Origin of the sequence: Nonomuraea polychroma (assembly GCF_004011505.1) — a bacterium.
In the GTDB taxonomy this organism is placed as follows: domain Bacteria; phylum Actinomycetota; class Actinomycetes; order Streptosporangiales; family Streptosporangiaceae; genus Nonomuraea; species Nonomuraea polychroma.
In genome coordinates this window covers 4256915-4282114 of the sequence record NZ_SAUN01000001.1, presented here as the reverse complement: position 1 = coordinate 4282114, position 25200 = coordinate 4256915, and the positions used below count along the sequence as shown (strand labels likewise).

The 25200-nt window shown below is 69.4% G+C and carries 18 protein-coding genes and 1 pseudogene; 10 read left to right on the top strand and 9 right to left on the bottom strand.

Annotated elements, in window-relative coordinates; genetic code table 11:
* Positions 1–65: 65 nt before the first annotated feature.
* The 3 genes and pseudogenes from EDD27_RS19530 to EDD27_RS19520 form a co-directional block, all read right to left on the bottom strand.
* Positions 66–343 (bottom strand): annotated as a pseudogene (locus EDD27_RS19530) (ACR3 family arsenite efflux transporter); the annotation flags it as partial.
* Between the two features lie 50 nt (positions 344–393).
* Positions 394–666, bottom strand: a complete 273-nt coding sequence (locus EDD27_RS56705; RefSeq protein ID WP_241564137.1) for a low molecular weight phosphatase family protein — start codon at positions 664–666, stop codon at positions 394–396.
* Between the two features lie 85 nt (positions 667–751).
* Positions 752–2737: a zinc ribbon domain-containing protein gene (locus EDD27_RS19520; protein WP_127933689.1), complete on the bottom strand. Its 1986-nt coding sequence runs from the start codon at positions 2735–2737 to the stop codon at positions 752–754.
* A gap of 619 nt (positions 2738–3356) precedes the next feature.
* Here EDD27_RS19520 and EDD27_RS57820 point away from each other — a divergent pair.
* Together EDD27_RS57820 and EDD27_RS19515 are read left to right on the top strand one after the other, a co-directional pair.
* Positions 3357–3479 carry a hypothetical protein gene (locus tag EDD27_RS57820; protein ID WP_277750732.1) on the top strand — a complete coding sequence of 41 codons (123 nt, stop codon included), beginning with the start codon at positions 3357–3359 and terminating at the stop codon, positions 3477–3479.
* Positions 3480–3505: 26 nt separating this feature from the next.
* Complete coding sequence (locus tag EDD27_RS19515; protein ID WP_127933688.1) at positions 3506–4795, top strand: NAD(P)/FAD-dependent oxidoreductase; 1290 nt, start codon at positions 3506–3508, stop codon at positions 4793–4795.
* On the opposite strand, the gene EDD27_RS58775 is transcribed toward EDD27_RS19515, so the two are convergent.
* Positions 4753–5289: a molybdopterin-dependent oxidoreductase gene (locus EDD27_RS58775; RefSeq protein WP_206641520.1), complete on the bottom strand. Its 537-nt coding sequence runs from the start codon at positions 5287–5289 to the stop codon at positions 4753–4755. The genes EDD27_RS19515 and EDD27_RS58775 overlap by 43 nt on opposite strands.
* Before the next feature lie 187 nt (positions 5290–5476).
* Between EDD27_RS58775 and EDD27_RS19505 the strand changes: the two genes are divergently transcribed.
* The 5 genes from EDD27_RS19505 to EDD27_RS19485 all read left to right on the top strand — a co-directional run bounded on the left by EDD27_RS19505 (position 5477) and on the right by EDD27_RS19485 (position 12076).
* The gene (locus EDD27_RS19505) at positions 5477–6400 is read left to right on the top strand and encodes an NADP-dependent oxidoreductase (RefSeq protein ID WP_127933686.1); all 924 of its coding nucleotides are present in this window, start codon (positions 5477–5479) and stop codon (positions 6398–6400) included.
* Positions 6401–6642: 242 nt separating this feature from the next.
* Positions 6643–7125: a cupin domain-containing protein gene (locus EDD27_RS19500; protein WP_127933685.1), complete on the top strand. Its 483-nt coding sequence runs from the start codon at positions 6643–6645 to the stop codon at positions 7123–7125.
* Positions 7126–7202: 77 nt separating this feature from the next.
* Positions 7203–7637 carry a cupin domain-containing protein gene (locus tag EDD27_RS19495; protein ID WP_206641519.1) on the top strand — a complete coding sequence of 145 codons (435 nt, stop codon included), beginning with the start codon at positions 7203–7205 and terminating at the stop codon, positions 7635–7637.
* Positions 7638–7807: 170 nt separating this feature from the next.
* Complete coding sequence (locus EDD27_RS19490; RefSeq protein ID WP_206641518.1) at positions 7808–9025, top strand: cation:proton antiporter; 1218 nt, start codon at positions 7808–7810, stop codon at positions 9023–9025.
* Between the two features lie 165 nt (positions 9026–9190).
* Positions 9191–12076 carry a DUF11 domain-containing protein gene (locus EDD27_RS19485; RefSeq protein WP_127933683.1) on the top strand — a complete coding sequence of 962 codons (2886 nt, stop codon included), beginning with the start codon at positions 9191–9193 and terminating at the stop codon, positions 12074–12076.
* Positions 12077–12255: 179 nt separating this feature from the next.
* Here the strand turns inward: EDD27_RS19485 and EDD27_RS19480 are convergent, their stop codons facing one another.
* The 3 genes from EDD27_RS19480 to EDD27_RS19470 all read right to left on the bottom strand — a co-directional run bounded on the left by EDD27_RS19480 (position 12256) and on the right by EDD27_RS19470 (position 19196).
* Complete coding sequence (locus tag EDD27_RS19480) at positions 12256–12708, bottom strand: peroxiredoxin (RefSeq protein ID WP_127933682.1); 453 nt, start codon at positions 12706–12708, stop codon at positions 12256–12258.
* The gene (locus EDD27_RS19475; RefSeq protein ID WP_127933681.1) at positions 12705–12995 is read right to left on the bottom strand and encodes a hypothetical protein; all 291 of its coding nucleotides are present in this window, start codon (positions 12993–12995) and stop codon (positions 12705–12707) included. The genes EDD27_RS19480 and EDD27_RS19475 overlap by 4 nt, the downstream gene beginning before the upstream one ends.
* Before the next feature lie 111 nt (positions 12996–13106).
* Entirely contained in the window at positions 13107–19196 is a 6090-nt protein-coding gene (locus EDD27_RS19470; RefSeq protein ID WP_127933680.1) for a DNRLRE domain-containing protein, read from the bottom strand.
* 318 nt (positions 19197–19514) lie between these two features.
* Here EDD27_RS19470 and EDD27_RS19465 point away from each other — a divergent pair, with 318 nt between their 5' ends.
* Positions 19515–20291 carry an Fpg/Nei family DNA glycosylase gene (locus tag EDD27_RS19465; RefSeq protein WP_127933679.1) on the top strand — a complete coding sequence of 259 codons (777 nt, stop codon included), beginning with the start codon at positions 19515–19517 and terminating at the stop codon, positions 20289–20291.
* A 257-nt stretch (positions 20292–20548) separates the two neighbouring features.
* Positions 20549–22171, top strand: coding sequence for an ABC-F family ATP-binding cassette domain-containing protein (locus EDD27_RS19460; RefSeq protein ID WP_127933678.1), 1623 nt, complete (start codon positions 20549–20551; stop codon positions 22169–22171).
* Between the two features lie 124 nt (positions 22172–22295).
* Here EDD27_RS19460 and EDD27_RS19455 read toward each other — a convergent pair whose 3' ends face one another.
* Both EDD27_RS19455 and EDD27_RS19450 read right to left on the bottom strand, forming a co-directional pair.
* Positions 22296–23114: an ABC transporter permease gene (locus EDD27_RS19455; RefSeq protein WP_127933677.1), complete on the bottom strand. Its 819-nt coding sequence runs from the start codon at positions 23112–23114 to the stop codon at positions 22296–22298.
* Between the two features lie 20 nt (positions 23115–23134).
* Positions 23135–24160, bottom strand: a complete 1026-nt coding sequence (locus tag EDD27_RS19450; protein ID WP_127933676.1) for an ABC transporter substrate-binding protein — start codon at positions 24158–24160, stop codon at positions 23135–23137.
* A gap of 254 nt (positions 24161–24414) precedes the next feature.
* Between EDD27_RS19450 and EDD27_RS19445 the strand changes: the two genes are divergently transcribed.
* Positions 24415–25200, top strand: a complete 786-nt coding sequence (locus EDD27_RS19445; protein WP_127940800.1) for an ABC transporter ATP-binding protein — start codon at positions 24415–24417, stop codon at positions 25198–25200.

Genomic DNA, 25200 nt, shown 5'->3' with positions numbered 1-25200 from the left:
GCTCGTGTGGCACCTCGCGGTGACGCCCAGTCCAACAGCTCTGCGATCAGCTTCTCGACCGCCGGTAGTGTGCGGCGGTCACGGGTGACGGTGTCCAGCCGGTCGTAGCGGACCTTCGCCAGCACCGGAGACATCATCAGCAGCAGGCCGAGCGCGATCGGCAGCGAGATCTCCCCGATCTTCACCGCCTCCAGCGCGGTGTCCGGCCCCGGTACGATCCGGCCGAGCAGCAGTCCGCCCCCATGGCCAGGCCGATCCAGACGGGCAGGAACCGGTCCAGCGTGGACAGGGTGCCGATCACGGCGGCCGGCTTGGCCGACAACTGCGGGGGAGTCGCGGTCATCCAGTCTTTCCCTTTAGACGGCGGCGGGCGTGCCCAGCAGGGCCGACAGTTCAGCCAGCGTGTCGGGGACCAGCCGGTAGTGGACCCAGGCGCTTGCCGGGATAGACCGGGCAGGCGTCCCCGCAGCCCATGGTCACCACGACGTCGGCCGCGCGGGCGATCTCATCGGTCCACGGCGTGGGGAACTCGCGGGAGACGTCGATGCCGCGCTCGGCCATCGAGGCGATCGCGGCCGGGTCGACACACCATGCGACAGGGGCCGCACCCGTCGGCCGCGAACCAGTACGGCGTGCCCGGCAGCAGGATCCGGCCCGCTCCTTCACCAGTGTTACCCGCGCCCGAGCTTGGCCACGCGGTGGGCGATGGCGTACAAAAGGGCGCGTTGTCAGCGTCTGCGATTCTCTGTGTTTACCTGAGTATTTCGGGCAAATCGGGCGGGCGTGGCCGTGGCGGGCCGTCTGCGTACTGTCCGAGGGGGAGTACGGGGGTGGCCGCGACGCGGTGGAAGCCGGTCCGGTGTTGAGGATCGCGTGCAAGCCCTGTACGTCCCGCGGGTGGGCGGGTCGTCTGGGGTGCTTGGCCCGCCGGACGCTGTCCACCCCTGTTGGGGAGTGGGGCGGGCACCGTGCGCCGGTCGGGCGCACGGCTGGAGGTCTTTGAAGCGCGGGTGGGGCGTTTCGGGGTAGGCCGGTTCTTGGATCGGTCTCGCGCGGCCGGGCGGGGGTGTAGGTCGGTTCGGGTGCGGCGGGCGCGGCGGGCGGCCCGGGTCGCCTTGCGAGGGCGGCGGGCGCGGGCTACGTTTCCCTCCACCACCTGCCGGATGGCACGGGTCCCGGTGGTGCGGTCGGTGCGGGTGGCCTGCTGGCCGAGCAGGCCACGCGCGAGGATGCGTTCGGCCGCCGCCCAGTCCCGATCACATGACAGGCCGCAGCCTGGGCAGTGCGCCCACGCCCAGCCCCGCTCGGTGAGCCGGTCTGGGGCCGGGCAATGCGTCAGCGCCGACGTGCCGGTGCCGCAGCGGGGGCAGTATCGGGAGGTGCCGCGGGCCGGGACGGTGACCACGGCGATCGCGTGCTTGGCCGCCAGATGCCGGATCGCCGCCACCACCTGCCCGCGCACCTGTCCCGACAGGCGCGCGTTCGCGCGTCCCCGCCGCCCGCGTGCTTCCAGGGTGGCCAGGTCCTCCAGGTAGATGACCGTCGCCCCGGCGGCGAGGGCGTGGTCGAGTGCCCAGCGGGCCGCCGACCAGGCCAGCGCCTTGTTCAAGCGCCGGATGCGTGCGCAGACCCGCTCATGCTCCACCGCGATGACCTCATACGCCGGGGTCAGTTCGGCGACGCGGGGGTCGGTGGGGGTGAGGCCGGCCAGCAGCCGTTCCTGACGGTCCCGTTTGGCGGCCAGGTGCTCGCGCTGGTCCCGCAGCCGGTGCAGTTTGGCCGACACGCCGCTGGCGTCGTAGGCCAGTGGCCGCCCATCGGTGACGACCCGGCCCTCGGCCGTCAGATGTCCGATCGTGCCGGTGAGCAGGGTGTTCAGGCCCCAGTCGAAGCCGCACCCGATCACATGACCGGTGGCGGGCGCGAAGCCGATTGGGGTCTGGAACGGCAGGTCGACGCGTACCCGGCCGTGGTGCAAGCGCAGGGTGGGGGAGCACAGTTTCGCCTCCGACGGGACGGTCGGCGGCAGGGCGATCGGCAGCAGGTGCCAGGCCCAGTCCTTGGCGGATGCGGGGCAGGCGGTCAGGGGCAGCTTCACCCGCAGGCCGGCGGTGTGCTCACTGGTGCGCTCCAGGGTGGCCAGTTGCCGGTCGCCCGCGGCCAGCACGATCTGCGCCGCACACGCCGGAGGCCCCTCCACCTCGGTCAGATCCGCCGGCAGCACGCCGTCGTGGCTGTCGCGGTAGGCGCGGACCTGCCGCGTGCGATTGCGGACCTCCGCCGCGCCCACCCCGTCCGGCAACAGCGCCCGCAACGCCGCCCATTCGGCGTCGGTGCGCCTGCCCGGCTCGCGCGGCCAGGCCGCCACGATCGCCGCCACCACCGCGCGGCGATGCAAAGCTAGCCGCAACAGGCGGGCCGCCTGCTCCTGGGCACACCGCAGCACGCGATCACACACATGCACGCCTGAGGCCGGCCTCACGTCCCAGCCCAGCCGCCGCAGGGCCATCCAGCCCTTGGACGGCAACACCCGCCCATCCAAACCCACCCCAGACGCCAGCGCATCGAGATCCGCCGCACTCCACCGGCCGGCCACGATATCGGCGGCAAGGTCCCGCGCCAGACCGGCCAGCCAGGCCACCCGCTCGGCGAGCAGCGCCTGCGGGACGACCTGACCGGTCTGCTCCACGATCGCGCCATGGGCGGTGCAGGTCGCCGTCGCGGTGAGCTTACTCATGCATCCACCGGCCCCGCCGCGGGGTAGGCCGGGGCAGGCCGAGGCTGACGCCTCGCACTGGGGTCGGGCACCGTCCTGGCCCTGCTCGACGACCGGCACGCCCGCATACCCGCACCTCCGCCCAGGCTCCGGCTTTCACCTTCAGTGACCGTAAGGCTACCAATACTTAGCTCTGCCGGGTAGAACATATGAGCGATTTGATGCCCGCCTCGCCCTCGCTCACCTGGCCAGAATCGGCCACCGCCCGTCATGTCGCAGAGTGTGAGGGCTCGGGCGGCGTCACGGGGCAACCAGACCGGCGGGCACCTCGCCGAGGCATACCGGTCCGGCAAAATGATCCTGCCCGGGGCCTGACCGTCGCCACCAACCTGACCAGCGCCACGACGAGATCAGGGCAGACGCTTAGGTTTCCGTAGCGAATAGGACAAGCAGTCCATACCCTTGCCGAAGACTTTGACCATGCGTCCCCACCCATCTGCCGGCTCGGGGTACGGCACCGGCATGAGCAAGCACACACCGATGGACGAGGAAGCCGCCGCCCGCGTCCAGTCGGCCGGAGCGAAGCATCCCGGCAGCCACCGCCCGCGATGAGTTCGGTGGCCGCGCCCGAGGCGGCGGCATGGAGCTGACGAACGTGCTGGCTCTGTGGCACCGGCTCGGCCTGGGCGGCGGGGGAGTGCAGCCGTGGCAGGCCAACCGGCAGGACAACGCCCACATCTTTTGCTGTCGAGCGCATCTCTGAGGAGAATCGCGGAGGGAGGCCCGGTGATGGCTCCATTGAAGAGCGCGGTGAAGACACCCGTGCAACGGGTGAAGGCCCGCTCCAAGCCGGCGCGGCGACCGGCCAGGCCTCGCGTCGTGGTCGTGGGCGCCGGCTTCGCCGGGCTGAACGCGGCCCGCGAGCTCGCCCGCGGCGGCGCGCTCGTCGCCCTTGTCGACCCCCGCCCGTACACCACCTTCCAGCCGCTGCTCTACCAGGTCGCCACGGCAGGCATCAGCGCCGGGGACGTCGCTTACCCGCTGCGCGCCTTCGCCGGCAAGTACCCCAACGTGCGCGTCCGTGTGTCCAGGCTGAGCACCCTGCACCTCGACGACAAACGGGTGGAGCTGGCCGACGGCACCGCCATCGACTACGACTACCTTGTGCTCGCCACCGGCGTCACCACCAACTGGCTCGGCATCAACGGCGCCCGGGAGCACGCCATGCCGATGTACTCCGTTCGCGACGCGGTCACCCTGCGGGAGCGGATACAGCGCTGCCTGGAGGAGACCGCCGAGGGCAAGCGCCCCAGCACCCACGTCGTCATCGTCGGCGGCGGCCCCACCGGCGTCGAGACGGCCGGGGTCATCGCCGAGCTGCGCCGCCGTACCATCCCGCTCACCCACCCGGAGATCAAGCCCGAGCAGACCAGCGTCACCCTGGTCGAGCGGTTCGGCTACGTGCTGGCACCGTACAAGCCGCGCCTGCGTGACGCCGCCGCCGACGCACTGCGCAAACGCGGCGTCGATCTCAGGCTCGGCAGCACCGTCGCCGCGATCGAACCCGACGCCGTCATCCTCGAGGACGGCACCCGGCTGCACAGCGACGTCACCATCTGGGCGCCCGGCGTGATCGCGCCCGAGGAGGTCGCCGACTGCGGCCTGCCGCAGGGCAAGGGCGGCAGGGTCGTCGTCACCGAGGCGCTCAACCTGGAGGACCACCCGGAGGTGTTCGTCGCCGGCGATCTCGCGCTGCCGCCCCAGCCGCTGCCGCAAGTCGCCCAGCCGGCCATCCAGATGGGCAAGCATGTGGGCCGGCAGATCCTCGCCGCCGCCCAGGACCGCCCCGTCCAGCGGTTCTCCTACCGCGACCCCGGCATCATGGCGATCGTCGGCCGCGCTGAGGCAGTGATACAGCTGCGCAACGGGGTGACCATGCATGGCCTGGTCCCCTGGCTGGCGTGGATCCTCGTGCACGTCGCGTACCTGCTGGGCGGGCGGAACCGGATCACCGTGCTCAACGACTTCTTCTGGCGTTACCTGGGGCCACGCCATAGCGCGGCCTCGGTCGCCGAGTGACCCCGGAATGAACCAGCGCCAACCCGCGCGCATCCCTGGGCCACGTCGGTCAATCCGGCAGGGACACGCGCAGGGAGACGGCGCCGCGAAGATCGAGCCACGCCGTGCCGAGACCGCGCACCAAGCGCAGCACCACCTCCGCGCATCCGGGGCACCGGGCCACCAGCCTGGGCCGGACCGCCGTGGACAGGCGCCAGTTCTTCGCCGTCGAAGCGGTGCGCGGTCCACGCCTGGCCGTCGAGCAGGTCATCGAGCGGCAGGTTGGTGGTGCAGCCGCCGTAGGAGTAGATCAGCGCGTACTCGGCGGCGGTCTCCACGTCCTCGAACAGCACGTCGAGCGGAACGCCCGCCCAGCTGGTGTCCAGCTTTGACCATTTGGTGACGCAAAGGACCCGCCGACAACACGGAAAGTCCTCGACCAGATACTGGCCGGGTGGGACCCGGCCGCCGCCCTCACTGGGCCTGCCGCGGAAGCCGCGCGAGACGATGGCCACGGAAGCCTCCTTCAGCGACGGGTCATCCGGCCTTCCACCATGCCCGGGCCCCGTGATCCACATGCCTCGGCAAAGGATCTACGGGCAAACCTGAGAAGAGACGCTGACCTGCACATACGCATCAAACCCCAGCTCAGGCGGGTACGTTTCGTCCTGTCCGATATGCCACCGCTCGCGAGGACCTGTCATGCAGGCCATCACCGTCCGAGACCGCGCCGCCGGTCTGGCTGGGCTCTCCCTGACGGAAGTGCCCTACCCCCACGCCGCCGAGAACGACGTCATCGTGCGGGTGCATGCCGCGGCGTTCACCCCCGGAGAGCTCGACTGGGCGGCAACGTGGTCCGATCGCGCGGGCCGCGACCGGACGCCGAGTGTGCTCGGGCATGAGGTGTCCGGTGTCGTCGTCGAGCTGGGATACGGAACCACCGGCCTGACCGTCGGTCAGCGGGTGTTCGGGATGACCGACCCGGCCCGCGACGGCTCGCTGGCCGAGTACGTGGCGGTGGAGGCCCGCAACCTCGCGCCGCTGCCGGCCGACGTCGACCACACCGTGGCCGCCGCACTGCCGATCTCAGGGCTGACAGCATGGCAGGGCCTGTTCGACCATGGCCGCCTCACTGCCGGCCAGACCGTCCTGATCCACGGCGCCGCGGGCGGTGTCGGTGCTCTCGCGGTGCAGCTCGCGCGCGAGGCAGGAGCCCGGGTGATCGGCACCGGCAGGGCCGGCGCCAGGGACACGGCACTCGAGCTCGGCGTGGATGTCTTCCTGGACCTGCAGGCCGATCGTCTCGAAGATGGCGGTCAGGTCGACGTGGTGCTCGACATGATCGGCGGCGACATCATGGACCGCTCGGCCGCCCTGGTGCGCGCCGGCGGCACGCTCGTCGCCATCGCCTCGCCACCCACGGTCCGGCCCCGAGACGGGCAGGCGATCTTCTTCGTCGTCGAACCCGATCGCGCCCGCCTCGCGGACCTGGCCCTGCGGCTCCGGGACGGACGGCTCCGCCCGAACGTCGGGGCCGTGCGGACGCTCGCCGAGGCGCCGTCGGTGCTCGCGGCCGCCCAGCGCGGCCAGGGCAAGACGATCATCCGGGTCGCGGAAGGCGGATAGCCGGCTCGACCTGCGCCTGAGCAGACCATCGCCAAGGCTTGAATCCGCCCTCGGTAGGCGTCGAAGTGCCTGGGCAGCGTACTCGAGCAACTCCACTCCGCCTGGCCGAGACGCCACGCCGAGGTTAGCGGCTGTCTGCGGTGGTGTGGCGAGTCAGAGCAGCGAGCCCTTGGGGCCGGAAGCGGGAGGCCTCGCGATCGTCCCCTCCGCCTCAAGGGTCCAAGCGGGATAGGAGAGTCGTCATGATCCGAGTACGGTTCGCCAGCGGGTTCCTGGCTGCCGGTGTGGTGGCCGCGGCCGCCGCGTGTGCTCCCGTAGCAGAGCGTGCGGCCGGCACGGTACAGGTTGCCGCCGAGGTGCCCGTCGCTGCCACGGTTTCGCAGCCACCGTCCGAGACGCTGTCGCCTCTGTTGGAACAGGCCGTCCCGAATGTCAAGGGCAAGACGTTCACCTCGGCGATCGCGGATTTCCCGCCAGGTTCACGTGCGGTGCCGCATCGGCACGGCAAGGCTTTCGTGTACGCCTACGTGCTCGAAGGCACGTTGCGTAGCCAGATCAGTGGCGAGCCGGTGCGCATTTTCCGCCAGGGCGAGGACTGGGTCGAGCCGCCGGGTGCCCACCATGTGCTCACGGAGAACACCAGCCGGACAAAATCGGCGAAGTTGCTGGTCATCTTCATCTCCAACACAGGAGACAAGATCAAGATCGATGATCCGCCAGGGTAGGTCATCGTCGCCCCATAGATCACCGCATCACTTGTCTCAGTCGGCAACAGAAACGGTCAGAGAGGACGAAGGAACGCATGAGCGCCGAACATATGCACCACCTCGAGAACCCCAATGCGACTAAGCCGCCGCCGAGAATCGAACTCATCTCGTCGGTGCCGTCGCCGCCGCCGATGCCCGACAACGCCGAGGCGATGACCATCCTGGTCACTCTGCCGCCGGGCAGCGAGGGCAACCCGCCGCACCGCCACACCGGTCCCGCCTTCGGGTACATGATCAGAGGCGAGATGATCTTTGAACTGGAAGGCGAACCACAACGGGTCGTCAAGGCCGGAGAGACGTTCTGGGAGCCCGGCGGCGATCTCATCCACTACCAGGATGCCAACAACCTCCCGGACGCCGAAACGGAATTCGTCGTCACGATGTTCGGTGTGGCCGGGCAGCCGATGCTCATCCCGGTGAGCGCGGAAGAACTCGAAGAGCGTCGGGACCGCCGGGCGCCTCGCCCATAACCGCGGGCTGCGAGGCGGCCGCTGCTCCGGGCCTGTCCCTCGCGTGACGGCCCCAGCGCCAGAGGAGTAACCGCCGGATGAGGTGCTCCGAACACTGAGCTGGCCACGATGCCACAGGGTGCGGCACCGGTCGGCGTCTGCGGCTCGCCGAGCGACCACCGGAGTATCTGATGTCGTACGACAACCTGCTGATCGTGCTGGCGGTAGCCGCCGGCGTCCCGTTCCTTCTCGCCACGGTGCCCCGCCTACCCGTGCCCGGCGCCGTCCTCGAGATCGTGGCAGGTGTCATCCTTGGCCCGGCAGTGTTGAACGTGGTGACGGCGGACACTGCCGTCCAATCATTGTCGATCATCGGCCTGGGCTTCCTCTTGTTCCTGGCCGGACTTGAGATCGACATCCGACAACTGCGCGGTCCGCGGGCGGGACTGGTCAGCGTGGGTCTCGTCGGCACGGTCGCGCTGGCCGCGATCGTCGGCTGGTCCCTGCACGCAGGGGGGCTGGTCGAGAGCCCACTGCTGATCGGCACCGCTTTGGTGGCCACGTCACTGGGGTTGCTGGTTCCCATTTTGAAGGACGTCGGCGCGATCGACCGGCCGGTCGGCCAGCTGACCATCGGCGGGGCCTCGGCCGGTGAGATCAGCGCTGTGGTGCTGCTGTCGCTGTTCTTCTCCGAGCATTCGTCGGACCCGGGCTCCAGGCTGCTGCTGCTCCTCAGCCTCGTCGGGTTGGCGGTACTCATTGTGCTGGCGTCGATGCAGGCGGGGCGCTCCATGTGGCTGTCCCGAGCCGTGGAGAAGCTGGCGGACACGAGTGCGCAGGTCCGGGTCCGCCTGTCGATGCTCCTCGTCGTCGGGCTGTCTGCGATGGCCTTGCATCTCGGATTCGAGGCCATCCTCGGCGCCTTCGTCGCGGGAGCCGTGCTCCGGTTGATCGACCCCGAAGCGCAACAGACCCACCCGCGGTTTCACATCAAACTCGAGGGTCTGGGCTACGGATTTCTCGTCCCGGTGTTCTTCGTGACGAGCGGCATTCAATTCAATCTTGGCGCGCTGTTCGCCGACGCTGGCACGGTGTTGCGGGTGCCGATGTTCCTGGCCGCGCTTCTCCTGGTTCGCGGGCTTCCCGCACTGGCCTACCGCGCCGCCGGTCTCTCGCGCGCGGAGGTCATGGCCAGCGGACTCCTGCAGGCCACATCGCTGCCGGTGATCGTGGCCGCGGCAACGATCGGCCTGAAGCTGGACGCCATCCGTCCGGAGAACGCCGCCGCGCTGGTGGCGGCAGGCCTCCTGTCCGTGGTCGTGTTCCCCTTGGTGGCCGTGCGGCTGCTGGGCCGTTCCCACCACCCACGCCGGTGGCGCACGATCAAATCGCCCAGCACAGGGCGTTGACGTCCCTGGTGGAGGTCCACCGCCACCTCGCCTGCCCCAGGCCGCCCAGCGCCTTGAACGAACTGCGCTTCATCCTGCGACGGTGACGAGGAGAAATGAGCACCCCCGTACTCATGTCATCACTTCCTGTTGGTGTGAACGTGTTCACACCAACAGGAGGGCGACATGAGCAGCAGACTCTTAGGAACTTTCGCCGGGCTTCTCAGCCTGCTGGCGGTGAGTCTTGTCTCGGGCACAGCGGCCCAGGCCATCGCCACACGAACCATCACCGTCACCATCACCCACGTCGAATGCATCGACAGCTGCAGGAACGAAGGGCTGGAAGCCGCAGCAGAGGGCCCGGCCGACCTCTACGCCAAGGTTTGGATCAACGGGCAGAAACAGCCGCCGGGAAGCAGCGATGACGATCCCTCAACGCCGCACGAGGACGACAAGTCACTCGTCACACCGTACTGGGTGCTGCCCGCGCAGGTGCCGGACACCGTGCTCAACATCCCCGTCAGCATCCAGATCTGGGACCACGACAGTTCCTCAGGCGACGACCTGGGCGACATCAGCCCACGCAACGGCGACAACACCCTCGACTTCAGGGTCGACCATCTCACCGGCAAGTGGATCGACCACACCGGTAACGAGGACAAGGTCAACTGGCCGCAGTCCTGTGCGGTCGGCGACGGCGACGATGACGACGAGCCCCGAGTCAAGGTGTGCTTCGACATCAGCATCGACTCCAGCAACGGCGACACCGACGGCGACTTCCTGCTCGACGGGTGGGAGCGGTGGGGTTACAACGCCGACGGCGACTCCACCATCGACGTCGACCTGCCCGCGATGGGCGCCAACTTCCGCCGCAAGGACCTCTACCTGGAGATCGACTGCCTGTTCGGCGCCAACCACAACCATTGCCCGGTCCAGGGCGCTGTGCAGACGGTCGTGCAGTCCTTCGCCGACGCGCCGGTGCTGAACGCCGACGGCTCATCAGGTATCCAGCTCCATGTCGACATGGGAAATTTCTACGGTCAGGCCGCAGGCGTGGCCACGAACGTGCCAAGAGCTGGAGGCGGTGCCGTCGGCACCTTCGGCAACTACGGCGGAGGCGGCAACCAGATCAACGAGGCGACCAACATGGTCGTGGACTGGGACGGCGCTCCAGGTCAGCCCGCGACGAACTTCTTTACCTTGAAGAACATGAACCCCGCCCGCGACTTCGTCTTCCGATATGCGTTGTCCGGCCACCAGACCAACGCTCGCGCGGCGGCCAACGACTGTACCTCGGGTCAGGCCAAGGGAATCCCCGGGGTCAACTTCATGGTCACGCTCGGCGGCACGAATGCGGCCGGGAACGCGTGCTGGGGGACCAACGCCAGTGGGCAGTCCGTCGGCACCCAGGACCAGCAGGCGGGCACGCTCATGCACGAGTTCGGCCACGTGCTGGGGCTGCAGCACGGCGGTCGCGACGAGTTCAACAACAAGCCCAACTACCTGGGCGTCATGAACTACACCTTCCAGGCGTGCGGTGTCACGGCCGTGCCCGCGGCCGGTCTGCCCGGCGGGTGCGACTACTCCCGGATCGCGCTGGGCCCCCTGAACGAGGTGCTTCCTCCCGGCCTGGACGAGTGCATGGGCATCGGCATCCCGGCTCTCGGCGGTGTCGACTGGAACGGCGTCGGCGGCATGACCGGTGCCAGTTGCGCACCCGCGACCGGGAACGTCTCGGCCAACATCAACGACGACACCAGCAACGACATCAACAACGACGGCGACCAGGACCCCGGTGAACCGCCGCTTCTCAGCCGCCTCGACAGCTTCGAGGACTGGAACAGACTCTTCTACGGCTTCCGTACGATCGAGAACTTCCGCACGGCCGGTGCGCCCGTGCAAGACGAGCCGGACCCGCACACGGTCGAGGCAGCACGGGACAATCTGGCCACGTTGGTGAAGCCAGAGCTCAAAGTCGACGTCACCGGACCGGCTGACGCCACTCCAGGTGACACGCTGACCTACACCACCTCGCTCGACAATCCCGGCCGCGGACCGTCGCTGCGGACTCGGCTGGGGTCTGAGAACGTGGACACGGTCGTCGCCGGCGGTTCCGTCTCGCGGACCGAGACCGTCGAGGTGCCGTGCGACACCGCTGACGGGACCGTTCTGACCCGCAGCGCGTCCGCCGGGGGCGAGGACATGCTGGGCAACCGGGTGTCCGGCTCGGACTCCCTGTCCACCACCGTCCACGCGCCACGTCTGACCGTAGGCAAGACCGCCACGGCCACGGTGAACGCGGGTGAGGCGATCACGTACCGGATCGCGTACGAGAACACGGGCAGTGGAGACGCCTCCGGGGTCACCGTCACCGACGTACTGCCCGCAGACGTCTACTACAGCAAGGCGCTGGACACCGGCGCGGGACCCCAGCCATCGACCGTGGTGCGCAACGCCGATGGCACGACCACGCTCACCTGGCGGATCGGTGCCGCAGCACGTGGCTCGGGAGAGAAGACGATCGAGTACACCGCCCGGCCCAGCTTGCTCTTCCTGCCTGGCGATGAACTCACCAACTCGGCGACCTTGACCTTCACCAACCAGAACGACTGCACCTACGAGCCGGTGAAGGCGTCGGCGGCCACCAAGATCACCGAGGTGCCCGCCACGCGGAACCCCCGGAGTCAGGGCTACTGGAAAACGCATCAGGGGGAGTGGACCTCCGAGATCCTGGCTCGGATCCAGGCGACCGACCAGCGCTTCGACACCGGAACCGACGGCGCGTTGTCGGAACCCGAGGTCACGGCGGTATTCGCGCCCGGCGACCCGCACGCGAGCATCCTGCGGGTTCAGCTTCTCGGTACGTACTTCAACCTCGCGGCTCGGAAGATCAACGCATCGACGGTCATCAGGTCCGAGACGGCCGATCGGCACAACCTTCACAATGTCCGTGGTGCCGCCCTGTTCGGGATACGCACGTTGGCGCTCCCGGTGAGCGGTAACACCGGCATCTACAGCGACGCGATCCGCGTCCTCGACGAGATCAACAACAACAGGAGCGAGGTGTACTGAGCCGACGCCCGCCGACGAACCTTGGCCCGCGCGCTCGCTTCCCGGCGGGCGCCGGCCAAGCCGTGCCCACACGTGACACCTCGCTCACCGGAGCCCGTGATGAGCCTGATGGCCCCCTGCCCGCGCTGTGGCACGCTCTGTCCCGCCGTCGCATGACCGGCCGCCACCAACGGTCCGGGTTATTCGCGAAGGATCTCCAGTGCCCGCTCAGCGTGGGCATTCATGTCCGTCTCGCTGTGGATCACTCCCAGGATCCTGCGGTCGGTGCCGATCACGAAGGTCATTCGCCTGGTCCGCAGCGGCCCGATCGGTAGGCGCCTGCGCACCCCGAAGCGATCGGCTATCTCCCCGGTCGGGTCGGACAACAGCGGATAGTCGAATCCGTGCAGGTCGGAGAACGTGCGCTGTTTGGCCACATGGTCATGGCTGATCCCGATCCGCTGCGCGCCCAGCCCAGAGAACTCGGCGCCCAAGTCGCGAAAATGACATGACTCCTTGGTGCAGCCGCTCGTCATCGCACCGGGGTAGAAGAAGAGCACGACCGGGCCCGTGGCCAGGAACTCCGACAGGCTCCGCCTGGCCCCGTGCTGGTCAGGTAGGTCGAAGTCCTCGACCAGGTCACCCTTTTTCATTCTGGCCTCCCGCCCCATACTCCCCGTGCGCCACGGTAGCCGACTACAGCAGCCGCGCCCGCCACGGACTGCGCCGCGCACTCGACGTCGAGACCACCCGGACCATGGTCGACTACCTCGGATCGCGGCCAGCACGCCTGCGCCGAGCGCTGGACGGGCAGTGCCGCCGCGGTCCTCAGGCCCAGGCCGTGGTCGCACGGCAGGCGCGCGATCGGCACGTCGCCGGCCTCGATGGCGTCGCACGCCATGCCCTCGACCAGGCCGCGCAGGATGTCGACGATGCCCACGGCGAGCAGCCGCCGACCGCCTCGCGGACCGTCGTCCTGCTCGCCTCGAGGATCTGGGCCAGTGGGACGGGGCCCGGAGTGGTCCGGGCCCCGGTTCACCTGATCACGGCGTCAGCGGAAAATGCGCCTCCATCTCTTGTAGACGCGGTATCCGTAACGGGCTCCCCGGTAGAGGCCGTAGGACGTGCCATAGGACGCTCCTCCGAAGGCGCCCCAGCCCGCGCCGTAGGCGAAGTAGCGCGGGCAGCTACGCCACGCTCGCCGGTACCCGCAGTAGCCGAGACCCGAAGCGCCGCCGATGTAGCCGCCGCGGCTGGTCCAGACCCGGCCGTAGTGTGCGACCCGGTAGGCGCCCCGGTAGGCCCGGCGGCCCCACCGGCTGCCCCAGCGCCAGGCCTTCGGCCCGTACTTCCGCGCGGCGCCCCAGGCGGCCCTGCCTCCCCGCGCGCACCAGCGGATGCAGGCCTGGACGCCGAGGCGAACCAGGAACGCCCACTTGCCGTCGAGGTCGGTGCAGTTGACCGGATCGGCCATGCAGTACTCGTAGGCGTTGGCGCTGCCTCCCTCCACCGGGTCGAGCTGCAGGAAGCGACCCAGGGCCGGGTCGTACAGCCGCACGCCCATCAGCATGACGCCGTCGAGTGTCTCGGCTGACCGCTGCTTGCCACCGAGCCAGCCGTAGCGGCGGGCGGACGACCTCGAGACGCCGTACTCGTCGGCGTCCACGACGGTCGCCACGCCGGTGCCCAGCTCCAGCTCGGTACCGACGTCCCCGTGGAGCGTCGTGAGCTGCAAGCGAACCGCCCCCGACGCGGAGGTGACGGCCGCCAGGTCGCCATCGAGGCCCGACACGTTCCTGGTGATCTCACCGGTGGCTTCCTTCACCCAGTCGGGAGAGTCACTGTCCGAGCCGTAGTGGTTCACCGTAGTGGCGGGTCCCGACCCCGTGTCGGTGGTGAAGGACCGGATGCGGTCGGCCGCGTCCAGTGCCCACGTCATCGTGCTGGAGCCGACCTTCTGCCGGTGGACCAGGTCGTTGACGTGGTACTCGAGCACCCGGCCGCCGGGCAGCGACGTGGTGCGGCCCAGCGCGTCGTACGCGATGCCGTCGCCCACCAGCCGGTCGCCCGAGTCGTAGACGTAGGACGTGATCGTGGCCGCTGCGTCGTCCGCGGCGGGGCACGACAGGTCCGCCGCCTGCACGGCGAGGCGGGTCCGGTTGGAGTTGTCGTCGACGGAATACCTGCGCAGCGTGCAGCGATCGCCGACGGACTCCTTGACCGAGGTCAGGCGCCCGGCCTTGTCGTAGCCGTACTCACGGTCGGCCCCGGAATCGCTGCGCGCGTGGGTGATCCACTGCCCGTGCACCGACTCCAGCACCCGTTCGTCCAGGATCGGCCCCTCGACGCCGTCCTTGGTGAAGACGCGGCCGACGTCCGCACCGATCTCGTCCTCCACGACCGCCAGGTGCACCCCGCCGGGGAAGCCGCCGCCGGCCAGTTCGCCGTCGGCGTCGTAGCTCGCCGTGAACGTGCCCGCCACCGAGTCGGTCAGCGAGACCGGCAGGCCGCGCGGTTCCTTCGCGTGGTCGTAGGTGTACGTCGTCGTGGAAGGAGCGGTGTCGGTCACCTTGACCCGCCGGTCGAGCAGGTCGTAGGCGGTGGTGGTGACCCCGCCGTCGGCGTCGGTGTAGGAGATCGTACGGCCCAGCCGGTCGTAGGCGGTCACGAGACGTTCGATGACCGTGCCGGCGGCGTCGATCCGCTGTTTCTCCAGGACCTTGCCGGTGTCGGGTGAGTAGTAGACGTTGGAGGCGGGCAGCGCCTGGCCCAGCCCCCCGGAGATCCAGCTGGTGAGCGGCCGGCCGCCCGCGTCGTAGGTGACGTGAGTGGTGCGGGTCACGCCGTTGGCCGTCTCGGCCACCGTGGCGGGGTCGCCGAACCGGTTGTAGGTGGTCGCCTTGACCGGCATCTCGGTCGGGTTGGACCCGCCGCCGACGATGGCGCCCGCGGGTGCCGTACGGCAGACCAGCCCGGCCCATTCCGGCTTGCCGCCGCATGGCGCCGCGCCGGAGGCGGTGTAGTAGGTGGTGACGAGGGTGGCCGCGTCGTTCGACTTCGGCAGCGTGGACCGGATCGGCCGGCCTTCGGCGTCGTAGGCGGTGGTGGTGGCGAGGGCCAGGCCGCCCGCGTCCTTGACCGTCTTGGTCGCCTTGCCGAGTTGCCAGTCGTACTCGGTCGTGGTGACCCTGACGTCGGCGTCCGGTTCGCTCTCCTTGCCCAGCACCTTGGCGCCTACGGCGACCTTGGTGACCAGGTCCTTGGTGGGAGCGTCCGCGGGTCTGCCCTCGTCGTAGGTGTTGACGGTGTGCGACCTGGCGGCCACCACCGTGCCCTGCACGGTCACGAGGTGGAGCGGACCGTACTCCTCCAGCTCGCGCTGCCCGTCCTCGCTGAAGAGCGATCGCGTCGACAGCAGCTCGGCGCGCTCCGCCGTGCCGAGCCCGGAGATGCCGAGTTCGGCCAGCCGCGCCGAGGCGCCGAGCGCCAGCTCGCGGTTGCCCGCGGTGAGGGATCGCACGGTGTTGCCGAACTTGTCGTGTTCGGTCGTCGACAGGTGACCGCCCGGGCTCAGCTCGTTCACCTCGCGCCCGCTGGCGTCGAGGTAGGTCACCGACGCCCGCGTCCACGACGACTGTGCCCCGGTGTGCGAGGCCGGCACCTGGTCGGCGGGGAACACGGCGGTGGCGTCGGTCGGGTTGTCGCTCTGCCCCCAGGTGGCGGTGTGCTGCGGGCGAAGGTCGGCGGGGCCGCCCGAGGCCTTGTCCAGAGGGACGTCGTAGACGATCGAGGTGCGGGACTCGCCCTGGACCTGGTCGATCGTGCCCGGCGTCAGCGCCGGCCGGGAGACCGCGAGCAGGCGCCCGTCGTTGGGGTCGGACGGGTCGCCCGCCTTGCCGTACACGAACGTCCAGGGCTTCTCGCCCGGCGGGGTGAGCGATGTGACGCGGCCGGCGGCGTCGTAGCCGTAGACCGTCTTGAGCGGCGGCGAGATCCTGGGGTCCCACGCCTCGATCAGGCGTCCGGAGGTGTCGTAGGCGTACTGCGCGACGGCCACCGGCGTCTGGGAGTCGTGGAACAGGATCTTGCTGACGCGGCCCGCGTAGTCGCCCCCGGCCGTGGCGGTGGCGTAGACCAGCTCCAGCACCCGGCAGCCGGGCTTGGGAGCCGGCAGCGCGCAGTCAGTGCCGAGGTCGGCCACCGCGGAGGTCGGGGCGATGATCGCCTTGAGCCGGGTGGCGCCTGACACGGTCTCGTAGACGTACCGGGTGACGTTGTTGTCGCCCGGCGGAGTCGTGCTCGCCGGCAGGTGCACGGTGGCGCCTGACGGCTTGCTGAAAGTGGTGACGACGCCGTCGGCGTCCTTGAGCGTGTAGGCGCCCGTCAGGGTCAGCTCCTCGGCGCCCTCCTCCGGCTTCCAGCCGGAGCTCGTCTTGGTGAACTGGATGGGCGTGCCGTCCACCAAGGTCAGCTCGACGGAGCTGGCCGAGGTCTCCCGTAGCGAGGCGTACTCGGACTCGGCCACCTCCGAGACGCCGCCCGCCGACCACTCGGGGCCGAACGGCGAGGTCTGGCCGGTGACGCGCGAGCCGAGTTTCGGATCGCGTGAGGACGCGGTCCTGGAGATCGACAGGCCGAACAACGAGGCCTCCGTGGCTTCCAGGCGGAAGTCGCCGGTCAGCAGGTTCACCGTGCCGGGGCCGGCCTGCTCGGTCGCGGCGCCGGAGGCCTGCCGGTCGGCGACCAGGTCCTCCGCGGGAGTCGTGGCCGAGCCGCCGGAGGCATTGGTGAACACCGCGCGCACCTGTACGGCGGCGTCGCCGCCGAGCTGGTCGACGACGTTCCAGGTGAGGCCGGACACGCGAGCGGAACCGCCGGAGACCGTCGCGGTCACCGGCCAGGAGGCGATGGGCTGGCCGTTCGCCCCGACGACGTTGGCCGTGGGGATGTCGGCCCAGGCGTCGGTCTCGGCCCTGCGCCACTGGAACCTCACCCGGTCGAACTCGCCGCGTCCGGTCGCGCCCAGCTCCGCGCGCCGGGCGGTGCGCTCTCCGTCGGCCGGCGAGGAGAGCGTGCCCGCGCCCACGTTGAACTCGTGGCTCGTGGTGGGAGAGACGTTGCCTGCCTTGTCGATGGTGTAGGCGGCCAAGGTGTGCGGGCCCGGCGTGGCCGGGGTGACGGTCACCGTCGTGGCCGCGCCGGTGGTGGCCACCGTGGTGACGGCTCCGTCGTCCAGCTTGTAGGCGATCCAGCCGGTGTCCGGGCCGGCGGGCGTGACGGTGAACGTGGCGGCCTTGCCCGCGTCGGCGTACCAGCCGCCGTCGGCCGGGTGCGAGGTGCTCGCGACGGCTGGAGCGGCGGGTTTGGTGGTGTCGACGACGAAGGTGTAGCTCTGGTAGGCCTTGGAGGTCAGGGAGCCGTCGTTACCCCAGGCCCTGACCGTGTAGGTCTTGCCGTCGGCCAGCTTGCCCGCCGCCAGGTTCGCCGTCGAGGAGAAGCCGCCGCTGGCGACGTACGCTCCGTAGACGTTGTCGATCAGCAGTGTGCTTCCGTCGTACACGTCGAACAGGCCGCGCACGTTGCCGCCGTCGGGGTCGCCCACGTGCGCGCGGAGCTGCGGGGTCGTGGTGTTCACCCAGTGCGTCGTGGTGGTGCCGACGGTGTAGTTGCTGTTCGGCGACGTCCAGGTGGACACCGGGGTGGACGGGTAGGAGTTGTAGGTCACCGCGATGTACGGCACGTTCGAGGCGGCGTTGCCGGAGTTGAACCTCTTCCAGCCGTACGGGTCGGACTCGTCGGCGGCCTTCAGCCCCATGCCCGACTCCGGCCAGCCGTTGTCCGCCCAGTACTGCGCGAGGGAGGTGATGTTCGCGCTCACCCAGCCGTCGGCGCAGCCGGATCCGTACCCCTTGGTCTGGGTCGAGGTGGCGTAGCGGGTGCTCAGGGCCGGGCCCGGCCACCTGGAAGAGGTCGAAGCCCGGTTGGCCGACCAGACCTCCCAGGTCCTGGCGTTGCACGACCAGGAGTGGAAGTTCCACAGGTTCAGCGTGGCCGACAGGATCTTCTTGCCGGCGATGCCGGGGGTCTTCCAGGTGATGAAGGAGCGGGCCCGCTGTCCGCTGCCGTTGTTGCCGATCTTGAGCTCGGTGGCGCCGGACTGGTCGGTGCCGTAGCCCTCCTGCACGAAGGTGTCGAAGGCCTGGCCGAGGTTGACCGCCGGGTCGACCGTCACGGGGTAGGTGGTGGCGGGGTCGGCGAGGAAGGCGGCGTCGGGGGTGACGACGAGGTCCTTGCCGTCGATTTTCATGTCCACCTTGCCGCGGCGCGTGTGCTCCCCTGACTGCGGGTGCGTCTGCGCGTCCCACATCGTGGGGGCGGGCACGGTGGCCACGGTCTTGTTCTTCTTGTCGACGAGCTCGATGCCTCCCTCGTCGGTCCGCCGGGCTTCGAGTCCCGGCGCCTGGAGTCTGAGGCGGTAGGACAGGGGGGCCGTGGGGCGATCCTTGAGCACGAGGAACTGCTCGGCTCCCGTGCGGGTCGCGGTGACCACCAGGTCGGCACCGGGCAGCACGGCCGGATAGGTGACGGTCTCCCCGGCCACCTGGGGCTGCGGGAGCCGGCCAGGCCACTGCAGCGAGATGTGCTCCTCGCCCGTGCCAAGGGTGATCAGATCGGTGTGGGTACGGGAGCCGCGCGCTGTGCCGGCGCCGCCGATCCGCAGGCCACGGCGGTGGGACCGGGCGGCGACCGTGCCGTCCGTCATGGCCGTCAGGGAGATGTCGACCGGCTTCCAGGTGTTGCCGTCGCGGTATCTGATCGGACCGGTAAACGTTTCCACGGTGAGGCTGCCGTCAGGGTTCGCGTAGGTCGACGACGTCTCCGTACGCGCTGCCTCGATCTCGACGCGCTGCTTGGTGAGCCGCGCCGTCAGCCTGGCCGAAGCCTCGTCCGCTGCGCTGCGCGCGGCCGGGGGATTCGGTGTCGCGGCGGTCGGTTGCGGGGTGTGTTGGGGGGTGGGAGCGGGTTGCGCGTGTGCCTGCCAGCTGTCCACGATGGTGGCCACCATGACCACTGACAGGACTGCCGCGATCCGCCGGAGGGCCGGTTGGAAGCGGCCCACGGGGGTACGACCTAACGCCACTCTGATCTCCGATCACGTACTCGGGGGGATGCGCGATCATGCTGCGCGGCGTCAGCATAAGAACGTAGATCGTCACCGGTAAGTGGGCGAACTCATCGTTCTCCCAAAGATCACCCCTCGTATACTCCGTCAGTGAAAGACCCACAATGACCGGTATTTGCTCGCAAATGTTGACCGGTGCGAAGAGTGGCGAAGGCGAGGCCTCCGTGGTCGGCGCTCCCACATACACCACCTGAGGCACCGGACCTGCTTCACCCTTTGCCGACCTGAAAGCGCTGCTCAGGGATGGGGCAGGGCTGGGTGGGCAGGACATTCCTCGTGCCGGAACTCCCTGATGTGGAGGGCTTCCGCCGGGTGTTGTCGGAGCACACCGGCGAGCCGATCAGGGCCGTGCGCGTGCGCGACCCTGGGGTTCTTCGTGGCATCGGCGCGCGGCAACTGACCGATGCGCTGCGAGGACACCGGTTCGAGCGGCCGTGGCGGCACGGCAAGTGGCTGATCGCGCCCGCCGGCGGGCCGGTGCTGATGCTGCACTTCGGCATGACCGGCTCACTGTCCTGGCATGCCCTTGACGCACCATGGCACCGGCATGACCGTGTCGTGTGGCGGTTCGACGACGGTGAGCTGCGCTTCCGCGACATGCGGAAACTCCAGGGCATCCGCCTTGCCGCCGATGAGACGCAGGCCGAGCGGATGCTCGGCGATCTCGGCCCGGACGCGCGCGAGGTGGCACGCGAGCGCTTCGACGAGCTGCTGTCGGGCCGCCGGGGACGGCTCAAGTCGGTGCTGACCGACCAGACATTCCTCGCCGGCCTGGGCAACCTGCTCGCCGACGAGATCTGCTGGCATGCCCGTATCAATCCTCAGCGTGCCGTGGCAGACCTGGACGAAACCGAACGCTCGGCGCTGTACGGGGCGATGCGGCGGGTCCTGCGAGAGTCCATCAAGGCCGGATGTGTGCCCTCACGTGACACCTGGCTCACCGGAGCCCGCGATGAGCCTGATGGCCCCTGCCCGCGCTGTGGCACGCCTCTGTCCCGCCGTCGTATGACCGGTCGTACGACGGTCTGGTGCCCTGCCTGCCAACCTTCCTGATCAAGCAAGGCCGGATGTCCTTGCCGCCCGCCACGGCTGACACCCCACGGCCGTCTCCACGCAAGGTCTCAGTGCATGGAGCAACATCCGATACCGTGGGCACGTGCATTTGTACTTCCTCTGAGGACGACCCGGCTCAGCCGCCCTTCTCTGGTGGCCGCTGAGCGCGTCTGCCGTCGTCTCTCACCTTTCAGGTTCCCGTCTCCGCGCTGTCGTGCCGCGCAGAGGCGTGCCGGAGCCTGCCTTCGGAGGAAGTCATGTCCACCGTCATTGCTCTACCGGCCCGTGCGCGGGCCCATCTCAATGCCACTGACCTGTACGTGTCTCGCGGCGGCCGGCCGGTCCTGACCGGCGTGGACCTGACCGTCTCTGCCGGCGCCCGGCTGGGGGTGGTCGGCGAGAACGGCCGCGGCAAGACCACGCTGCTGCAGGTGCTCGCGGGCACCCTGACCCCCGACGCGGGCACCGTGCACCGAGTGGGCACGCTCGCCGTCGCCGACCAGGAGATGCCGATCGGGGACGATCGCACGGTCGGCGGCCTGATCGACCACGAGCTCGCCCAGGTACGCAGCGTGCTGCGCGCGTTCGAGTCGGCAACCCTCGCGCTCGCCGAGGAACGTCCCGGCGCTGAGCAGGCCTATGGCGACGCGCTGGCGGTCGCGGAGTCCATCGGCGCGTGGGAGGCCGACCGCCGGGTCGACATCTCGCTGGCCGCGCTCGGCGCGGTGAGCGACCGGGCCCGGCCGCTGGCCGGGCTGTCAGTCGGTCAGCGGTACCGGATCCGCCTGGCCTGCCTTCTGGGTGCCGGGCATGACCTGCTGCTGCTGGACGAGCCCACCAACCATCTGGACGCCGACGGCCTCGACCACCTGACTGCCAGGCTGCGCGATCACCCGGGCGGGGTGGTGCTGGTCAGCCACGATCGCGCGCTGCTGTCCGACGTGGTCACCGCGGTGCTCGACCTGGATCCGACCAGCGACGGGCGCCCCCGTACCTACGGCGGCGGGTACATGGGCTACCACGAGGGCCGGCGCGCCGAACGCGAACGCTGGGAGGTCGCCTACCGCGACCAGCAACTGGAGCGGCAGCGCCTAGCTCACGATCTGTCCGCCGCCCAGAACCGGCTCTCGACCGGGTGGCGGCCGGAGAAAGGGACCGGCAAACACACCCGCGCGACCCGGGCGCCGGCGCTGGTACGGGCGGTGCACCGGCGGCAGGAGGAGCTGGAGGCGCACGTCCTCGATGTGCCCAGGCCGCCGCTGCGCTTCCAGATGCCGCAGTTGGACGCGCCACAGGGCGTCACGCTGCTGAGGGCTGACGGGGTGACGGTTCGCGGCAGGCTCCGCGCCCCGCAGTCGGTGCTTCTGCGGTCGGGCGACCGCCTGGTGGTGACCGGCGCCAACGGCACCGGTAAATCCAGCCTGCTGTCCGTGCTCGCGGGCACCCTGGCACCGGAGTCGGGCACCGTGCAGAGGAAGCGCGGGGTACGCGTCGGGCTGCTCGCGCAGGTGTCACCCCGGCCGCTGCGGCAGCGGGCCTTCGAGGTCTACGACACCGTCGTGGGCCGGCTCGTCAGTTCCGGCAAGCTCGCCGAGGCCGGCACGATCGGGCTCGGCCAGCTGGGCCTGCTGCCTTCCGAAGCCGCACACCGGCCGGTCGCCGATCTGTCGATCGGGCAGCGGCGGCGGCTCGACCTGGCGGTCCTGCTGGCCGCGCGCCCGCACGTCTTACTGCTCGACGAGCCGACCAACCACCTGTCGATGGCCCTGGTGGAGGAGCTGACGCAGGCGCTGGCCGTCACGGGCGCCGCGGTGGTGCTGGCCACCCACGACCGGCAGCTGCTGCGCGACACGGCGTCCTGGCCGCGTCTCCACCTGTGATCGCCGACATTTCCGCATCCACGCCTGATGGATGCCGGCCGAGATGCTGTCGCATGCCTGCCGGGGCGGCGGTGACGGCACCTAATGCCCGGGGCAGACATGAGGTTTGCGGGAAGGGGCTTGGTCAGCGCTCTGACGTGGTTTCCCGTACCCAGGGCAGCGCCAGTCGCTCGACAAGCACAAGGGCGGAGTAGAGCGCGACGCTCATCGTTCCCAGCAGGACGATCGCCGCCCAGGCGGTGGCGCTGTCGGCGATTCCGCTGTACTGGACGATCTGGTAGCCGAGGCCTCCCTCGCCGGCCTGGAACTCGCCGATCACAGCGCCGATGGCGGCCAGCGGCATGGCGACCTTCAGCCCGACGAAGATGTGCGGCAGCGCGGCCGGTAGCCGTACCTTGCGGAAGGTCTGCCAGCGCGAGGCGTCCAGGGATCGGGCCAGTTCGGCGAGTTCGGCGGGCGTCGTGGTCAGGCCGGTCGTGGTGGAGATCACGATCGGGAAGAAAGAGAGCAGGAAGACCATGGTCAGGATGGGCCGCTGCCCCCAGCCGAGTGAGACGACCAGCAGCGGCCCGAGCGCGATCTTCGGCACCGCGTTGATCGCCACCAGCAGGGGCGAGAACATCCGCTCGGCCGCCCGCGAGGTGGCCAGGAGCAGCCCGATCAGCACTCCGGCGACCACGGAGATCAGGAAGCCGGCCACCGTCTCCAGAGTTGTCGTGGTCAGTCCGGCGAGCAGTTCCGCCGACTTCACCTGGAAAGCGGTCAGGACCTCGGCGGGTGGCGGCAGCACCGCCGGATGGACGAGGGGGAACGCCGAGGTGACCAGCCACCAGCCGCCGATCGCGACCGCGAGCCCGAGAGCGGGCCACCCCACCGCCGTGACCGTCGCGCGCCCGTGGGGAACGACACGTCTCGCGGGTCGGGAGTCGCCCGCCTCGGCCATGTCACATGCTCCTCGTCCGGTCAGGGCTTCGGTGTCAGGTCTGCGCTGATGAGCTGGTCGGGGGTCAGCCCGGACGGCACGGCACCGGCGTCCTGGAGCAGCTTGATGCTGCCGGCGACCCGCTTCGTATCGATCGTGCCGACCACGTCGCCGGAGCCTTCCGGCCGGACGAAAGCACTCATCAGGGTGAGTTCGGCGGCGGCGGGGGCGGCCGCCGACGCTGGGACGTTCTTCTGGAGGATTCGGCCAGTCTCGTCCGGGTTGTCGATGCTGTGAACGAGCCCTTTCATCAGGGCCGCGATGAAACGTTTGGCCAGGTCCGGCTGCTCCCGGGCGATCGTGGTCGTGGTGACCAGCACGTTGCCGTAGAGATCGCTCATCACATCGCTGTAGGGAAGCACGACGGCTTGCCTGCCCTTGGCCACCGACTCCACCGTCGGCTCGCCCACCACGAACTGACCGATGCCCGCCACGGTGCCGCTTGCCAGCAGGCCGATGAGGTTCGCGGGTGCGCCGTTGACCCAGGTGACCTTCGTCGCGTCGACGCCCGCCAGCTTGGCGTAGGTGGGGAAGAGGTTGCGCACCACCGAACCCGGGCTGTCGGCGAGTGTCTTGCCCTCCAGGTCCTTCGGCTTGGAGATCCCGTTGCCTTGGAGGCTGATGAGCGCGGCCATGGTGCGCTGCTGAACTCCGGCCACCACGACGATGCTCTTGGCTCCGCCGCTGCCGCGCGCCAGCAGGAGGCCGGTGAGGTCGACCGGGGCGAACATCGCCGCTCCGGCCTCGACCTTCGCAATGTTGTCGCCCGTACCGCTCCCGGGCTTGATGTCCACGTCAAGGCCGGCCTCACGGAAGAACCCTTTGTCCTTCGCGACCCAGGCGTACGCGTCTCGCCCGAAGTTGCCGAACGAGGTCAGATAAGTCACCTTTTCTAGTGGTTTAATGCTAGAAGTCGATGTCTGCGGTTGATTGTCAGAATTGCTGCAACCAACGATGAACGTACAGGTCAAGACGAGAGTGGCGACAGTACGGGTGAGCCTGCTCATGCACCGTTTCCTTTCATCCAGCGCCGATCAGTCCCCGAGGGGGACGTTCGGGGTCGGAGCCGGGAGATCGTGGGTGAGGTGATGTCGCGGGGGCGGCTGTCGCGGACAGCGTACGAGGTGCCTGAGCCCTCAGATGGAATCGCGGTGAATAATACAACAAATGGCATCTATCCCCACAAGACTTCCATTTCTTGTCAATCCGTATACTCTGGTTCGACTGGGTAAAAACCGCAGTCAGATGGAGAGCTGCGCGCATGATTGGGCTGTCCGGCGTTTCCCGAAGTTTCAGTGGACGTTCCGGGGTCGTGGAGGCGCTGCGCGGTATTGACCTGACCGTAGCCGAGGGGGAGTTCGTCGCTCTGGTCGGCCGATCAGGATGCGGGAAATCCACACTTCTGAGGCTTATCGCCGGTTTATTGCCGCCGACAGCAGGTGAGATCACGGTCGCCGGCGAGCAGGTCACCAAGGCACGGCGCGACATCGCGATGCTCTTCCAGCGGCCCGCGCTGCTGCCCTGGCGGTCGGTCATCGACAACGTGCTGCTCCCGGTGGAGATCTTCGGCTGGCGCCGGGCGGCGCATCGTGAGCGCGCCATGCGACTTCTGGAGATGACCGGACTGGCCGGATTCGAGAAGCGCCTGCCGCACGAGCTGTCCGGCGGTATGCAGCAGCGGGTCTCCCTCTGCCGGTCGCTGATCGGCAACCCCCGGGTGATGCTGATGGACGAGCCGTTCTCCGCGCTCGACGCGATCACACGTGAGGAACTGTCGGTGGAGTTGCAGCGCGTGCACATGGAGAACGCGTCGACCATCGTCTTCGTCACCCACTCCATCGACGAGGCGGTGCTCCTGGCCGACCGGGTGGTGGTTCTCACGCCGCGTCCGGGACGCATCCGGGAGGTGGTCGACATCCGCATCCCGCGCCCGCGGACCCTGGGCCGCAACGCCCATCTCGAAGAGGTCGCACGATGCAGCGCCGATCTGCACGAGCTGCTGATGGGGTGGGGCACGTCAGCGGTGGCCCGGGAGAGAGGACAGTGA

Coding starts and splice junctions, on each gene's coding strand:
- EDD27_RS19515 (WP_127933688.1), top strand. CDS start 3,506: ATGGCTCCATTGAAGAGCGCGGTGAAGACACCCGTGCAACGGGTGAAG.
- EDD27_RS19445 (WP_127940800.1), top strand. CDS start 24,415: ATGATTGGGCTGTCCGGCGTTTCCCGAAGTTTCAGTGGACGTTCCGGG.
- EDD27_RS19460 (WP_127933678.1), top strand. CDS start 20,549: ATGTCCACCGTCATTGCTCTACCGGCCCGTGCGCGGGCCCATCTCAAT.
- EDD27_RS19450 (WP_127933676.1), bottom strand. CDS start 24,160: ATGAGCAGGCTCACCCGTACTGTCGCCACTCTCGTCTTGACCTGTACG.
- EDD27_RS19490 (WP_206641518.1), top strand. CDS start 7,808: ATGTCGTACGACAACCTGCTGATCGTGCTGGCGGTAGCCGCCGGCGTC.
- EDD27_RS57820 (WP_277750732.1), top strand. CDS start 3,357: ATGGAGCTGACGAACGTGCTGGCTCTGTGGCACCGGCTCGGCCTGGGC.
- EDD27_RS19520 (WP_127933689.1), bottom strand. CDS start 2,737: ATGAGTAAGCTCACCGCGACGGCGACCTGCACCGCCCATGGCGCGATC.
- EDD27_RS19455 (WP_127933677.1), bottom strand. CDS start 23,114: ATGGCCGAGGCGGGCGACTCCCGACCCGCGAGACGTGTCGTTCCCCAC.
- EDD27_RS19495 (WP_206641519.1), top strand. CDS start 7,203: ATGAGCGCCGAACATATGCACCACCTCGAGAACCCCAATGCGACTAAG.
- EDD27_RS19505 (WP_127933686.1), top strand. CDS start 5,477: ATGCAGGCCATCACCGTCCGAGACCGCGCCGCCGGTCTGGCTGGGCTC.
- EDD27_RS19500 (WP_127933685.1), top strand. CDS start 6,643: ATGATCCGAGTACGGTTCGCCAGCGGGTTCCTGGCTGCCGGTGTGGTG.
- EDD27_RS19480 (WP_127933682.1), bottom strand. CDS start 12,708: ATGAAAAAGGGTGACCTGGTCGAGGACTTCGACCTACCTGACCAGCAC.
- EDD27_RS19485 (WP_127933683.1), top strand. CDS start 9,191: ATGAGCAGCAGACTCTTAGGAACTTTCGCCGGGCTTCTCAGCCTGCTG.